13 protein-coding genes are annotated in these 15,745 nt (G+C 39.4%); 4 read left to right on the top strand and 9 right to left on the bottom strand.

The window, feature by feature from the left end:
• Window positions 1–183: 183 nt before the first annotated feature.
• Window positions 184–1,494 (top strand): alpha/beta hydrolase, encoded by a 1,311-nt coding sequence (locus J2Y37_RS12085; protein ID WP_349032979.1) that lies wholly within the window; start codon window positions 184–186, stop codon window positions 1,492–1,494.
• Between the two features lie 71 nt (window positions 1,495–1,565).
• Here the strand turns inward: J2Y37_RS12085 and J2Y37_RS12080 are convergent, their stop codons facing one another.
• Both J2Y37_RS12080 and nagZ read right to left on the bottom strand, forming a co-directional pair.
• Window positions 1,566–2,408, bottom strand: coding sequence for a class I SAM-dependent methyltransferase (locus tag J2Y37_RS12080; RefSeq protein ID WP_349032978.1), 843 nt, complete (start codon window positions 2,406–2,408; stop codon window positions 1,566–1,568).
• A gap of 338 nt (window positions 2,409–2,746) precedes the next feature.
• Window positions 2,747–3,751 carry a beta-N-acetylhexosaminidase gene (gene nagZ / locus J2Y37_RS12075; RefSeq protein ID WP_349032977.1) on the bottom strand — a complete coding sequence of 335 codons (1,005 nt, stop codon included), beginning with the start codon at window positions 3,749–3,751 and terminating at the stop codon, window positions 2,747–2,749.
• 262 nt (window positions 3,752–4,013) lie between these two features.
• On the opposite strand from nagZ, the gene J2Y37_RS12070 reads away from it, so the two are divergent.
• Window positions 4,014–6,185: a carboxy terminal-processing peptidase gene (locus J2Y37_RS12070; protein ID WP_349032976.1), complete on the top strand. Its 2,172-nt coding sequence runs from the start codon at window positions 4,014–4,016 to the stop codon at window positions 6,183–6,185.
• Between the two features lie 74 nt (window positions 6,186–6,259).
• On the opposite strand, the gene J2Y37_RS12065 is transcribed toward J2Y37_RS12070, so the two are convergent.
• The 4 genes from J2Y37_RS12065 to hflX form a co-directional block, all read right to left on the bottom strand.
• Window positions 6,260–6,706: a DUF2147 domain-containing protein gene (locus J2Y37_RS12065; protein WP_171063500.1), complete on the bottom strand. Its 447-nt coding sequence runs from the start codon at window positions 6,704–6,706 to the stop codon at window positions 6,260–6,262.
• An 85-nt stretch (window positions 6,707–6,791) separates the two neighbouring features.
• On the bottom strand, window positions 6,792–7,460 hold the full coding sequence (locus tag J2Y37_RS12060; protein ID WP_005193606.1) for an LrgB family protein: 669 nt from the start codon (window positions 7,458–7,460) through the stop codon (window positions 6,792–6,794).
• Between the two features lie 11 nt (window positions 7,461–7,471).
• The gene (locus J2Y37_RS12055) at window positions 7,472–7,834 is read right to left on the bottom strand and encodes a hypothetical protein (RefSeq protein ID WP_004672872.1); all 363 of its coding nucleotides are present in this window, start codon (window positions 7,832–7,834) and stop codon (window positions 7,472–7,474) included.
• 18 nt (window positions 7,835–7,852) lie between these two features.
• Window positions 7,853–9,220, bottom strand: coding sequence for a ribosome rescue GTPase HflX (gene hflX / locus J2Y37_RS12050; RefSeq protein ID WP_349032975.1), 1,368 nt, complete (start codon window positions 9,218–9,220; stop codon window positions 7,853–7,855).
• 414 nt (window positions 9,221–9,634) lie between these two features.
• On the opposite strand from hflX, the gene J2Y37_RS12045 reads away from it, so the two are divergent.
• Window positions 9,635–10,459, top strand: coding sequence for a lysophospholipid acyltransferase family protein (locus J2Y37_RS12045; RefSeq protein WP_004672866.1), 825 nt, complete (start codon window positions 9,635–9,637; stop codon window positions 10,457–10,459).
• Window position 10,460: 1 nt separating this feature from the next.
• Here J2Y37_RS12045 and J2Y37_RS12040 read toward each other — a convergent pair whose 3' ends face one another.
• Window positions 10,461–12,023, bottom strand: coding sequence for a phospholipase D family protein (locus tag J2Y37_RS12040; RefSeq protein ID WP_349032974.1), 1,563 nt, complete (start codon window positions 12,021–12,023; stop codon window positions 10,461–10,463).
• Between the two features lie 169 nt (window positions 12,024–12,192).
• Here J2Y37_RS12040 and J2Y37_RS12035 point away from each other — a divergent pair, with 169 nt between their 5' ends.
• Complete coding sequence (locus J2Y37_RS12035) at window positions 12,193–13,203, top strand: metallophosphoesterase (protein WP_004672863.1); 1,011 nt, start codon at window positions 12,193–12,195, stop codon at window positions 13,201–13,203.
• 58 nt (window positions 13,204–13,261) lie between these two features.
• Here the strand turns inward: J2Y37_RS12035 and J2Y37_RS12030 are convergent, their stop codons facing one another.
• Together J2Y37_RS12030 and J2Y37_RS12025 are read right to left on the bottom strand one after the other, a co-directional pair.
• Window positions 13,262–13,741 (bottom strand): OmpA family protein, encoded by a 480-nt coding sequence (locus J2Y37_RS12030; protein ID WP_349032973.1) that lies wholly within the window; start codon window positions 13,739–13,741, stop codon window positions 13,262–13,264.
• An 8-nt stretch (window positions 13,742–13,749) separates the two neighbouring features.
• A complete protein-coding gene (locus J2Y37_RS12025) occupies window positions 13,750–14,973 on the bottom strand; it encodes a diguanylate cyclase (RefSeq protein ID WP_004672860.1) in 1,224 nt (407 codons plus the stop codon).
• Between the last annotated feature and the right edge of the window lie 772 nt (window positions 14,974–15,745).

Genomic DNA, 15,745 nt, shown 5'->3' with positions numbered 1-15,745 from the left:
GATTATTGGTCTAAACAAGATAAGTGGTTAAGGAAATGATTGCGTATAAAACATGCATTTGTATAGAATGAAAAAGTATAGGATAAATGTAATACAAATTTTATAAATTTGTTAACTTGCAGGGCAGGGTCGCTAAAAATGACATGCTTGCAACAGAAAAATAAACAAGGATGGAGGAAGGACATGAATTCCATTATCCAAATGGACTCGGATTTAAATCATAGCTTCACAGGCTTTGGTTTTTTTGACATCTACAATAAAAACAGTTTTAAACAACCAGCGCGTACAACGTGGATTGATGGTTGGAAAATTGAATATATGGCAATTGCAGATCCTAAAACGATCCACAACACGCCGATTGTAATTGTCGGGGGCGCATTTCAAAACTTTAACTCTTATAAGTATTGTGTTGAACAACTCTTTGAGAGTGGTCCTGTTATCTTGATTGACTTACCTTCGATGGGCTCAAATCAACAAATTCGTAATGTCGATACAGGTGCGTCAGCTTCAATACTAGAATTACCAGATTTGTCTAAAATGCTTGGGCAATGGCTCGATATTGTTGGAATTGATAAAGTTTCAATGATGGGGATGTCATTAGGTTCTGTTATCGCATCTTCATTTGCTGATCAACGCCCAGAGCTTATGGATCGTATGGTGTTGATGGGCGTGATGCAAAAGACACGTAAAAGCTGGCGGATGTTGCTCGAAGAATCATTGCATTTAATGCGTGAAGATCGCATGGAAGAATTTGGTCAAGCAGTCATTCTCTATTTAGTCAATCATGCCAAACTTGATAAAACCCGTATGTCACCAACAGCAAAGCGTCTGTTTTTTAGACAAATGGCTGATTTCAGCAGCACTGAGCGTGAACGTTATGAAATTAACTGTAATCGTTTATTGCGCTTAAGTAATGTACCTGTACCACAATGCAAAACATTGGTTGCAGCGGGGCAGTACGATAGCTTTACTTTGCCTCATGAAAATGCAGATTTTGCTTTGCAGTGCCAAGATATGCAGTTTGCTTTGATTGCCAATGCAGATCACGTACCGCAGTTGCAACGCCGTAAAGAAACCATGAATTTGTTTACCTCATTTTTGAAAGGTGAGTCCATCGATCATCTTGATGGCATTATTTCGATGACGCGTGAACAAATGCAACAGATTGAACGTCGTGGTGAAGAGCGCATTGCTGTTTTACAACCAGATTCAAAATTGACACATCGCCATTTAGAGACTGAAGCTGCTGTTAAAATTGTAGATATCACTTTCTTTGGTGTGTATTTGAAAGTCGATGACTTGGATCAGCTTGATTTTATTCGTCAGCATCCACGTGACTTAGCCTTGCATTTGGCTGATGAGGAAGGTGAGTTTAAAATTGAATGCTTAATTTTTGATATCACTGAACAAGGTCTACGTATCTTGTTTAAACACGGTAGCTTTGACGTTGCTGAACGTTTAACTCGTTTTATCGAGCGCCAAAAACGCGTTTGATTTAACCATTATGAACAGATTTAAAAAAAGAGAAGTGAATAGATAATAGTCACTTCTCTTTTTTATTGGGGCTATTTATTACTTGCTTGAATCGTCCAGACGAGATCGCCTAAATGTTGTTGTTTATTTTCTAAAGTGACTTGTTCAAAAAACTGTTTGGGTTGCAGCACTTCAACCTGTTTAAAGCCTGCCTCTTTAAAAAAGTTTTCAACTTCAATCGCGGTTTTAAAATGAAAACTAAAAGCACTGCGTGACATCCACTTCAGTAAGCGGCTGCTATTCCAAATAATGGTGGCAAGTTTGTTTTGAGTTGGCTCAGGATAAACATCAGTTAAGTAATGTAATTCTTTAAAGCCATTGCCATAGATAGCGATTGATTTGATGAGCTGTTGTAATAGCGGTTTATCAAAATAGTTAATCAATCCTTCGCTGATAATGACCAATGGAAGGTTTGGATCAAATGTTTCAAAAGCCGTTGCAAAAGCATCTGTGAATAAATCCACAGAAAGCACTTCATCGGCATGCGGTTCAATCTGTTGCAGCGCAGCTTGTTTTGTTGCGGCCATGTCTGGTAGATCGAGTTCGCGAAAGGTGATATCTGGATAGTGTTGTCTAAACCACCAACCACGAGGAGATAAGCCACACGCAATTTCGAGCACTTGTAAATGAGGATGCTGTTCAATCAATGCTTTTAAATGCGTATCGAGCATGGTGTGCCGTTGTTTTAAGGTGGTACGCATGCTGCCACCGACATATTTTTCCGCCCAACTTTCAATTGGGTGGACTAAAGCTGCAAGTGTTTTTCCTTTTGCGGTTGCGAGTGCAGGATGTGAAATCCCCATTTGATACCAAATATACCCCGTATAGTGCGCTGTAAATGAAATGTGGCGATGTTTCGAAAGTTGTTGTGTCATCTGTCCTAGACTCTATTTTTCCTAATTTGGATATATAAAATTAATCTTTTTTTAAAATTGAGATTTTTCCACAAAATCCTATTTTAGGTTTGTTATTTACTATCGTGGGACGGCATGGATGCCGCCGTTGATCTGGTCTTGCGCTGCTTTCAAAGCGTTGCTTTGAAATTGCTCAGGATGTACCCTCAGCCTATGAGCAGCGACTAAAGCTGCGAAATATTTTTGCTTACTTTGCATCCCTGAAAAGTAAGTCGAGCCGAAGGCAAAATCCTTTAATCAGATGAACACTCGGCAAGATTAAATTATGTTCATAAAAAGATTAAAAAATCTAAGTAAAATTAAAACGAATTCTTAAATTCTTCAATGGCTTTTCTGACGGTTTGCCAGTTTTCATCTAATGTCAGTGTTGTACCCACCTGAATATTTGGGATTTTACCACGCATACGTTCTAAACGTTGTTGATTTGGCAAAGCAAGTGTTTGGATCCCATCTAATGCGGTACAAGCAGCAGCGCGATCATTGCAGACCAACCCCATATCACAGCCAGCGTTTAATGCTGCTTGGATACGCGCATCAGCACCACCCGCCACACACGCAGCTTGCATACTTAAATCATCTGAGAAGAGAACGCCATCATATTTAAGTTGTTGGCGTAAAACATTTTGCAACCAAAATGGTGAGAAGCCTGCTGGGTTTGGATCAACTTGATCATAAATCACATGGGCTGGCATCAGCGCATCAAGTTGTGGCATCAACTGAATAAAGCTCTGCATGTCTTTATCATAGATTTCCTGATATGAACGGCTATCAATTGCTGCTGCGACATGCGAATCTGCTTTGACTGAACCATGTCCAGGAAAGTGTTTGCCTGTGGTTGCCATGCCTGCTTTTTTCATGCCGCGCATAAAGGCATCTGCAAGTGGTACGATATCTTGCATGTTTTTAGAAAAACCACGATCACCGATCACATCACTGACATCATTCAGGTCTAAAACAGGCGCAAAACTAAAATCAATACCGACTGCAAGTACCTCAATCGCCATGAGCCAACCGCATTGTTCTGCCAGTTCAATCGCCTGTTGAGGATTGTGGATATAGTGTTCACCGAGTCGACCCATTGCCGGTAGTAAAGTAAACCCTTTTCTTAAGCGTTGTACGCGACCACCTTCCTGATCAACTGCGATCAGGATGTCAGGGCGGACTTGACGCATATGATCGGTTAAAGCGCGAACCTGCTGAGGGGATTCAATGTTACGTCCAAATAAAATCATGCCACCGACTTGTGGCGCTTGTAAGAGTTCAATATCTTCTTGAGTAAGTTCTGTGCCAGCTATATCTAGCATCAACGCGCCGATCATATGGATTCCGTTTGAATTTTGATGAAAAAAACGATAGCTAAATTGTGCAATGATTTGCTACATTTTGTCAGTACAGAATATGATAAAACTACATGATATTGATGATAAATACTCGTTGAGACGTTATTTATAGCAACCGACGAGTTTACAGGCTGATAAATACTGAATGAAATATGTTCATATCGATATGATCAGCATGTAATAATTGCCATATCCAAGGAAGCACCAAAATTTTATGAAACTTCAAATGATAGCGTGTGCAGTTGCAATTGCGACTGGTGGTTTATTTTTCTCTCATACCATGAATGAGGCTATTGCGGCGACAGAAGCGTCTGCCGTTTCAACGGTGATCAAGCCATCACAAGAACAAGCATTGGTCGCGCGTCAGTTAGCAACACTGGTTGATCGTCAGCATTATCTCAATATGCGTTTAGATGCGACGACTTCAAAACGTATTTTAGATATGTATCTTGATAGCCTTGATCCAGATCATTCATTATTTTTAAGCAATGAAGTTGAAGATTATAAGAATAAATATGGTTCAAATTTTGGTGGATCACTTAAAGCTGGAAACCTCACAGGTCCTTTTGCGATTCATGCGCAATATCGAGAGCGATTAAGAGAGTTCTATGAGTTTATGTTGGCTGAATTGAAAAAGCCGCAAAACTTGCAGCAGAAAGATGTTTATCTGGATATCGATCGTGAAAAAGTACCTTATTTTAATACCAAAGCTGAACAACAAGCCCACTGGCAAAAGATGCTGGTTTCACAACTGATTAATTTAACGATCAGCAAAGAAGAAGAGCAAGCCAAACAAAAAGCATTAAAAGAGAATCCATCACTTGCAAATGGTCAAGATTTGACTGGTCCAGAAGATTTAACACCTGTTCAAACCCTAACTAAACGCTATACACGTCAGTTAGAGCGAATGGGGCGTGTGAAAAGTGATGATGTGCTAGAAAAGACATTGAATGCGATGTTGGCGACTTATGATCCGCACAGTAATTATTATCCACCGATTGATGCGATGGAGTTGAATCGTCAAACCACTTTGCGTTTAGAAGGGATCGGTGTTTCGATTCGTCCTGAGCGTGGCAATGAAGATTACACACGAATTGAAACGATCGTCGAAGGTGGTCCAGCAAGTAAATCAGGTCAAGTGAAATCAGGAGATCGCATTATTGGGGTTGCTCAAGATGGCGAGAAAATGGTGGATGTGATCGGTTGGCCGAGTTCAGAAATTGTAGGGTTAATTCGTGGTAAACGTGGAACCAAAGTTGTGGTGCGCTTGTTAGGCACAGGTGCTGCAATGAGTCAGGCACGTAATGTCACTTTGGTTCGCGATATTATTCAAGAAGAAGATGCAGGTGTTCGTTCACGTACGGTTGAAATCACACGTGATGGCAACAAGCATCTCTTTGGTGTTATTGAAATTCCATCATTTTATTTTGATTACCGTTCACGTCGTGCGGGCACTGAATACCGTTCGGTTTCTGTCGATACCGCCAAAGCCTTAGAAGAACTGAAAGCGAAGAAAGTTGAAGGGATCTTAATTGATCTACGAAACGATCCGGGTGGGTCTTTAGAAGAAGTTGCCCGTATGTTGGGGCAAGTAATCAAATCAGGTCCTGTGGTGCAGATCCGTGATGGCAATGGCAATGTTAATGTCTTTGAAGATACCGATGGTGGTGTACAAACCTATGCAGGTCCGTTAGCTGTTCTCGTTAACTTAGCTTCTGCATCCGCGAGCGAGATTTATTCTGCTGCGATTCAAGATTATGAACGTGGCATCGTGATTGGTAGCACGACGACAGGAAAAGGCACGGCTCAGGTTCAGTTGGATTCATTGGCTTATGGTCAAGCGACACTGACACAGCGTAAGTTTTACCGCGTTACTGGTGGCAGTACCCAAAATAAAGGGGTGATTCCAGACATTAAGCTGGTTGATATTTACAATGAAGAATTTGGTGAGCGTAAAGCGAAAAATGCTTTGAAATGGGATACCATTCCAACTGCACCGTTTAAACGAGAAGGTTCAGTGCAGCCTTATGTAGCGAAGTTGTCTGAATTTTCTGCTCAACGTGTTGCAGCAGATTCTCAGTTCAAATACTTAGAAACGCGTAAAGCGATTGCTCAGAAAACCTCTGCTCAGAAGAAAGTTGTTTTGGATATCAACCAACGTCGTGCAGAGTTAATTGATTTAGAGCAACAAACATTAAATGCAGAAAACCAACGTCGTTTGGCAACAGGTCAAAAGCCTTATGCAAATTGGGAAAGCTATCAAGCGTCAATTGATGCGCTAGTTGAATCGCGTGCCAAGATGAAAGCGCATCAACGCCCAGCATTGCCGGAAGAAGAGGTTTTTGTGACTGAGGCGGCCAATGTGCTTTTAGATTATGCCAAGTTACAAGGACGCTAATATCGTCATTGTCCTCTCATAAGAAAAGCCCTATTAAAAAATAGGGCTTTTTCTGTTTTAGTACGAGGTCGATTTTAATCTGCACGAATCCAAATCTGATTGCGACCTAACGCAGAAACACCTAAATAACCACGTAAGTGTAAGCGCTTGCCGTTGGCATTCAGTTTAGCTCTCATACTATAAATTTTGCCTGTATTCGGATCAAGAATACGACCATTGGTATAGTTTAAGCCTTCGCTATACTTTAATCCTGTAACGACATCCAATCCGACGATTGGTTTGTCGGTATAAGGTGGTGGACAGTCTATACATTTTTCCTTTGGTGTATAGCCTATACGAGGTGTAAGTTTTACAATTTTACCCGTATAGGTTCCATTCGATTCTTGGCGAATTTCGACTAAAGCTTTGGGTGCACCCGTTTTGTCATCAATACTTTGCCACATACCTGTAATATCGATTGCAAAAGTAAAACCGCTAATTACAGATAAAAGTAAACCGCTTATTAATTTTTTCCCCATCATCAAAAATCCATTTAATGTTCAAGTGTTCTATTATGTGTGATTTGTAATAACTAGTTCAATATTAATATGAGATTTGTGACAAAAATTATGATAAAGATAAAATAAAGGTTGGTAACCAAATGGCTGTAAACACCCCATTAACCGCCATCCCGAATGCTGCATATCGCCCAGTTACTGGACCTCGCTGCCACGCCTGAGCAGTACCGATGGCATGCGCTGCTAATCCTAAAGCTAAACCAGAAGCACGTTCATCATTGATGTGTTTTAAGATCCAAGGCGAAAAGGCTGCGCCAATAACACCAGATAAAATCACGATCAGCGTTACCATCATCAACGGAGCATGTAATAGGGTTGCAATATTCAGTGCGATAGGAGTAGTCACTGCGCGTGTAGCAAACGCCATAATCGTTGGTTCAGACATATGTAGTAAATAAGCAAGCCCCATTGGTAAGGCTACAGCACTAATACTTGCAAAGCCTAAAATTCCAAGCATGGATTTAATCGGTAAATCATCATAGCGCATGGCTGCCAATGGAATCGCCAAGGCAACGGTGACATAGCCAAGTAGATGGTTAAAGATGCTATTCACGCTATTCATATATTGTTGATAAGGCACGCCTAAAATAAACAATAATCCAATCACAATAAACATGGCGAAAACAATTAAAGGAATCTGAGGGATTTTTTTATTGAGTGGTTTTGCGATGAGATAGCTAATAAGCGTAATAACGAAGCCGTAAATAATCATAAACATATATAGGACCTCTATAACCAGCGTTTTGCCATTTTGGCGTAAATCCACAATGGTAATAACGTACTTAAGGTTAAGATAAATAAAAATACAGGAATTTCTTTACCTAGGTGCACCAACATAATCAATGAACCCGCACAAATAGGCAGGAATGCGAAGGCACTTTCTTTCATGATCTTGTTGTTGGTATCAATCAGACGATTGGAAATTTTTCTATATTTTCTCCAAATCAATAACGTTGCCAGTAAAGCAATCAGTCCGACGAGATTTCCTAATTCTGGATGATGAAAGACCTTGGTGATTGCGACAGCACCCTCACGAAATACAATAATTAATAAAATCGTGTAAAACCAAGCGGTCCAGTCAATCTCTTTCATATGATCTCTTACTCTCGTCTATCTAAATGATGGTTGATCGCAATTTAGTGGTGGATGCTGTATCTCAAACTCTTCCAAAGTGCGCTGGAATAAGGATGCTTTCTTTCCTAAAATTTCGTCTAAAGGCAAATGTGCTTGTTTAATCAGTTGCTCCAATTTTTGTGGCGCAATACGGATTGATAAATGCAAATCACCATGATCATCATGATATTCAGACTGAATAACGTTGAGGTTATATAACTGAGTACGTAGTTTGCCATAAGCAGGTTTTAGAACTAAATCGAATTGTTGTAATTGTCCCATTAAGCATTGTTGTACGGCTTGGCTGAGTAACTCTAATCCTTGACCAGAATGAGCTGACAAATACACACGATCTGGAAGGTCAGGCGCTTTATAGAGGATTTTTGCGGTATCTCCGCTCAGGTCTATTTTATTATAAACATGCAAAATTGGTGCGTCGGCTCCAATTTCTTTCAGAACAGATTCTACAGCTTCGATTTGCTCAGACATATTGGCGCTACTGCTATCGATCACATGCAACAGTAAAGTTGCTTCTAATGTTTCTTCTAATGTCGCTTTAAATGATTCAACTAAATCATGTTGTAAATTTCTGACAAATCCAACGGTATCTGCGATCACAACAGCACCGATGCCATCCCAATCGAGACGACGTAAAGTCGGATCTAGGGTTGCGAAAAGTTGGTCTGCTGCATAGACATCGCTTTTTGCTAAAATATTAAATAAAGTTGATTTTCCCGCATTGGTATAGCCCACCAGAGAAATCGTGGGGATTGCTGCTTTTTGACGTGCGGCACGACCTTGTGAACGGGTTTGTTGTACTTTAACCAGTTTATCTTTGAGTTGAGTAATACGGACTCGGATGAGCCGACGGTCTGTTTCCAATTGTGATTCACCTGGACCACGTAGCCCAATACCACCTTTTTGTTGTTCTAGATTGCCAGTAAAACCACGAATTAGACGTGTCGATAAATGTTTGAGTTGAGCAAGTTCAACTTGTAATTTACCTTCATGAGTACGGGCTCGTAATGCGAAGATATCCAAAATCAAGCCTGTACGGTCAATGACACGGCATTTCAGGATGCGTTCTAAATTGCGTTCTTGGGCAGGGGATAATGCATGGTCAAAAATAACTAATTCTGCTTCGAGGCTTTGGACTAACTCTGCGATTTCATCGACTTTGCCAGAACCAATAAAGAATTTTGGATCGGGTCTATTTCGTTGTACAGAAATGTGTTCTAGGATGTCAGCACCTGCGGATTGAGCGAGTAATCGAAATTCTTCGCCATCAAGATCATCAAGCAATTGGACAGATACACTCACCAAAATTGCACGTTCACCGCCTTGATGTTGCTCTAAATATTCCACGCTGTTGTCATACCTTTGACATTAAAGTCCTATTCTAAGATAAACTGAAAGCAAAGGGCAAAGTCTTCGTTGATTTATATTGTATTGCGATAGATAAGTTCGATAAAAGCAATAAGACTTCCCATATATAAGATAGACCAACCCAAAATCATTTTTAAAGCATAGCCATAGGGTATTGTGTTTTGTTGCTCAGTTGTTTTGATGGGTTGATTCATTTGATGACCTGATAATCTATAAATTCGATTAACTTATAATAATTGATTTGGTCTATCATTTGAAATTGAAAAAAAATATGCTGACATTCGGTTTTTATTATCAAGCGAACTTTTATAAGTGGATATTGGCGTGATATAACTGGATCAATCCGATGTATATATGTTCAGTTTTGACTGACTCTATGGTTTTAATGATTTTATGACTCAAGATGCGACAGTAGAAAAAGACAACTCACCATTAAGTTTATTCTCAAAATTTAATTTATATAGTAGAAAGTTGGCTTCAGGCTTAGAAACCATTGGTGAAGGCTTTTATCTTATTTATCGCCATGGTTTATATAAAGATCCGAATAATCCCGTAAATACGCGTTATGTACAATATTTCTGCCGCCGTTTGTGTGAAGTCTTTAATATTGATGTACAGGTGCATGGTGTTATTCCGCGCGAACCTGCGTTATGGGTGAGCAATCATATTTCATGGTTAGATGTTGCTGTACTGGGTTCGGGTGCTCGAGTTTTCTTTTTGGCCAAAGCTGAAGTGGAAAAATGGCCAATTCTGGGCAATATTGCCAAGGGTGGCGGAACTTTATTTATCAAGCGTGGCTCGGGTGATTCACTGCGGATTCGAGAACAGATTACCGAGTTTTTAAAACAAGACATTCCAGTGCTCTTTTTCCCCGAAGCAACTACCACCGATGGTCGGAACGTCAAAAAAGTACACGGGCGATTATTAGGGGCGGCAATAGAGGCACAACGACCTGTGCAAATCTGCGTGATTTGCTATGAAAATCAACACGGGGAACTAGATTTAGTTGCACCATTTATTGGTAGTATGTCTTTTGTGGAACATGTACAACGTGTTTTGGAAATGCCGAGAGTGACAGCACATTTGTTGACGCTTCCCGCGATTCCTGTAGAGGGACATACCGTAGAAACGCTAACAAAAGAAGTGGATCTACGGATGCGTGAAGGTTTAAAGCAATTGCAACAGAAAGTGCTCACAACACTTCCGCAAGATCAATAAACTACATAAAACCTTCGATTGGTAGCCATGAAACTATTTTCATTCCTGCTTTTTGCCACCATTTCATTTTAGGCTCTTTGGTGTAAATTTTAGGTCCTTGTGGAGTTTGGCGATGCCAAGTAATTTTGTTGTTAGCATCTAAGACCAATTTATATGCAAATTTAGTTAAGTTTTGGTCCATGGTGGCATGCACTTCTTTTGCTAGGGCAGGACTATTCAACAACACCCCAATTTCTGTATTTAAATAGGCAGAACGAGGGTCAAAGTTAAAAGAACCAATAAAAACTTGTTTGTCATCCAGTGCCATAAGCTTGGCATGTAAACTAGAACGACTTAAACCTTTGATACTGATTTTGGCTTTTTTAGCAAGTTCTTCAGTGCGTTTATCCAAATCACTTTTGTCTATGGCCGGTAGGAACTCATAAAGTTGCACCCCATTTTCAAGTAATTCCTGACGATATTTTCCATAAAAAGCATGTACCACAGCAACATCATTGGCTTTAAATGAATTGGTGAGCACTCTAACCTCTATACCATCTTGAGCCAAGTCGGTGAGTATTTTTGTGCCTTTCTTTTCTGGTACAAAATAAGCAGAAATTAAATCAATATTTTTTTCTGGCTGTTCCAAATGATTGAGTAACTGGAAGTTGAGATGTTCTTCTTTTTTTGCTTTTGCCTTGATTTTGTCAGGCGAGTCTTTAACGACTTCTGCCTTGACCCAATTAAGCGAAATCTCCTGCTTCATTAGTGCATGAATGGTTTGAGAGTGATTGGTGATGTCTAAATAGTTTTGTACTGTGATCAGTTTGTAATGTTCATCAAGCTGATGTTTTAAGCTTTCATAATTCAGGCGGTGTGAACGTTGCTTAACAACTTCTCTCACATCATAGGCATATTCGTGCTTCCAGTAATCGTCGAAAGATTCTGAAATATCTTTTACCGCCGTACCAAATAACATGACATCAACATCTGAGAACTGATAATTTTCACTGACATTATAATATTGGTTGGTCATATTGCGCCCACCGATCAGAGCAATCTGATGATCTGCAATAAAACTTTTGTTATGCATCCGTCGATTGATACGCTTTAAGTCCAAGACCATATCAACGGCGCGGTATTTGCGGAAACGATAGGGATTAAATAATTTGACTTCAATATTCGGATGTTGCGCTAAAGCGAGGAAAATCCCTTCGGTCTTTTTTGCATTATTGTCATCAATTAATAGTCTTATTTTGACACCGCGATCTGCGGCACGAATCAATGCATGTAAGGCGAGCGCACCGACTTTATCATTGTCCCAAATATAATATTGTAGGTCTAAACTTTTCTCAGCTTTGTCAATTAAACTCAGACGTGCAGATAAGGCTTCTAATGGTTCAAATAAAACATGGTAGCCTGTGAGATCAGGATGCTGTTGTTGAAGGGGGCGAATGATTTGGGCTAATGAGCTCTGTGAGCTATCAATTTGTAATGTGGCTTGTGGCGCTGGTTGGATGGTATGTTTAGGTAGCGTGCTACAGCCTGTAGCAGTAAGTACAATGGTGCAATAAATCGCAAGCATGTTTTTATTGTAAGCGCTTGTGCTTATCTTTGTATGTTTGCGATTAAAATGAGAAAATTGCGCCATAATCGTTACTGATTAAATGTTGGGCTTGAGTATACCATTTCATCGAAAAAGATAAATATAAGATGCGATGGATGTCCCTAAAGTAAAGTGAAAGAGGACGTTAATGTCGAATTCAGATCCTATTATTATTGGTTTTTATCTTATTTTTGCCATTCTAGCGCTTTGGGCATTTATTGAGGCGTGGATCCATCAAGCACGTACAGAAACGATTCATCCTTTCAAAGCTTTTGTACATTTACTTGCTTTCTATCTCTCCTATTTACTGGTGCCGCTTTGGTTTTTTAGTCTTTATGCGGGTTGGTCTGGATATTACAACTTACATCAAGCTGCTTTCGTTTTTATACTCAGTAGTCTGTTGGTTTATGCTCGCTTTATTGAGCCACATCAAATTCATGTCAAATACCATCAATTTCGTTTAAATCCAAAACGTGAGTTCACGCAACCCATCAAGGTTGCATTGGTTGCTGATATGCATGTGGGATTGTTTTCAGGTCATGAGCGGCAATTAAAAAGTATTGTCAAAAAACTGAATAAAGCACAGCCAGACTTGGTCGTGGTGGCTGGTGATTGGACTTATGAGCCAGAAAATCGATTGGTTCAAGAACTTGAAGTTCTGAAGAAGCTAAAAATGCCTGTTTACTCTGTCCCTGGAAATCATGATGAACAATATCCAGGCCCGCCGATTCAAAGTCTGTTAAGTGAAGCATTGGCACAAAACAATGTCATTGATATTGAAAGTAAGATTGTTGATTTTGAAGAGTTTCGTTTGATTGGTGTTGGCGACTTGTGGGCAGGTAAGGCGAATATGCGCTTTATGCCAGATTTGCCTCAGGACAAACCATGGTTAATTTTATCGCATAATCCAGATACCGTTGATATGGTCCCAGAGTTGCCGATACGGCCATTGATGCTTTCTGGTCATACTCATGGCGGGCAAATCGAGTTGCCATGGATCACTAGTTATATTATGAAGAAAGTATCTATCCTTGGGCATAAAAAAGGTTTTTACTCACATGAACATGCCGATGTTTTTGTGACTGTAGGCACAGGAATGGTCGGAGTGCCATTCCGTTTCAGGGTTCCACCAACCATAGATATTATCGAATTGATTTAAATAAAAAAAGCCAACTGCAATGTGAGTTGGCTTTTTTGAAATGGAGTTGATCATAGAACTAAGGAATAATGATCACAGCGACTCGACGATTGCTGGCACGGTTTTCCTCTGAAGTATTTGGTAAATAAGGCTGACTTGAGCCACGACCAATCACTGTTAAATTATTTTGCTTGAAGCCCTGATTCAGAAAGATCATCGAAACGCTTTGAGCACGTTCCTCAGAAAGTTTCTGATTATATTCTGTATTACCAACATCATCAGTATGACCCACAATTTTAAGTTTTTGCAGATTGTATTTATTTAATTGCTTCGCAAGGCGAGAAATCTCATTAGCATGTTCTTGTTTGATGTCGGCTTGATTAAAATCAAAGAGTAAGCGTTCAGGTAGACCTAGACTCCAGCCTTCGTCTGTTAAAACGAAACCTTCTTGTTTTAACATTTTGACCTGACGATACTTTAAAGGCCCAAAACTCAAACAGCCAGCCAGTGTTAGGCAAAGTAATGCAATAAATGAAATTTTAAGGGTGTGAGTGCGCATAACATATCCTAAATTTCTGGTTTATAAAGAAACCAATGAGGGTTTAAGTTTTTAGCTTTATACATGGCTTGATCGGCTTGCATCACCAAATCTTCAGGATTCTCAGCAAACTGAGAAAAAGCGATTCCCAAACTAAAGCCAAAATGAATCGTTTGATCGTTAAAAATTAATGGTTCTTTGCAACTTGCAAGTAGATTTTCGGCAATCGCTTGTAAATGGTCAGCGTGGTGGATGGCATGCAAAATGATTGCAAATTCATCACCACCTAAGCGAGCAATAAAGTCTTCTTGGCGAACAGATTGTTGCAAGCGTAAAGCCATTTCGGCTAAAACTGCATCTCCTGCTAAATGGCCATATTGATCATTAATAATTTTAAACTTGTTATTGTCTAAAAATAAAAGTGCAGAGTTATGACGGTATTGCGGGTTTTCAAAAATATTAAACAATTCTTGATAGAAATAATTGCGGTTCGGTAGACCAGTGAGTTGATCATGATGTGCTTGAAATGAAAGCTGGCGATTCTCCTTCTGTAAATGTGTATGCCAAATTTGAATTTCCTCCAAGAGTTCGTTAAATACCGTGTTTAAATTTTGGAACTCTCTAATCGGATTGTTTGGGAAGCGTAAATTATAAGCCTTTTGGTCGCTCACCAATTGAGCAATATGTGTCAATGGTTTAATCGCTTGCATAATTTGACGATAAGTCAAGTTGATTGACCACAATAAGGCAATCACAATAAAAAGCATTGAAATTGCTAAACCAATGATGATGGTTTTTAGAAAATGTAAAATATTTTCAGAACTACCATAGAGCACCAACTCACCAACTTGCTTTTTATGATGAATAATACTGAGCTGAACTGGATCATGTAAAAACCATTTATCCAATAAATCTTGTAGAAAAGACGTATGTTCTATGGTTTTGTGACTTTCGGCGAGTAATTGTTTCTGAGGATCGTAGACATGGATACTGCGAATTGCATGTCCCGTTGTATAGTCAGCTAGGATTTGGTCAATCGTCCCTTTATCTTTAAAGACAACCGCTGGTTGAATCCGCTCGAGCACCGTTTGGCTTAATAGTTGTAAATTCTGTTTTGCGTAAGTTTCCATGGTAAACATAGAAATCGTAGCAAAAGTAAATGAGCAAATAACAAAAGTAATCGCAAAAATTGTAAATTGGGATTTACGGAATAAAGCATGTAAAGAAGTGGATTGGTATAAACTTGAAATCACTCGGTTTACTCCGTGTTCTTTGCCAAGAGTAAAACTCGAGGATCAATATGAACTTTGGAATCACTCAAAGCATCCAAGTTAACCTTAAATGTTGAAAACGTTTTTTTATTATATAAACAAAAAATACTCCCAACCTCACAAGCTGGATTGTTGGTGCTTAATGACAGCAACGAGCGAGAAGGGTGTGATTGAATTAAATTATGCTGCTGTTGTGGGGATGTCGTAGAAAAGTACACGACATGGCAATCTGTTTTTACAAAGTCTCTCACGTTGATCGGTTGCACTTGATAATCATATGCAAGCTGTCGAATATTCACTTGAAATTGAGCTGCTGCTTCAGAATTGTCGATGACGCAGATCGTTGGGCGAGTTGTATTTGACCATTTACTATAACTTAATATTGATAAAGCTAACTCATAGAAGTTATGACTTGATGAGGCATAGGAAAACTGGCTCGTAGAAAATAAGACTACAAGCAATAAATATTGCGTTTTTTTTAAAACAGACCGTATCTTCAATCAAAAAAGCCAAAAGTGTGAACCAATCAACATATTCTACTTGACTTAATTGTTTAAAAATAGTTCTTAATTACAAAGAAAAGGCATTAAAAGTAACTCGTCAGTTCAAAAAACAGCCACTCGTCACAATAAATTAAAAAAAGGGGTTGTGTGGAGTTAGAAATGCTGTAGAATGCACATCCATCGGCGGTGATGCAGATAAAAACTTGTTGAGAAACAAGGATTTGGATTGAAAGATTTAAATCTTGGATTTG

The organism is Acinetobacter sp. 3657, from assembly GCF_031456775.1.
Lineage (GTDB): Bacteria > Pseudomonadota > Gammaproteobacteria > Pseudomonadales > Moraxellaceae > Acinetobacter.
This window is presented reverse-complemented; position numbering and strand designations above follow the sequence as displayed.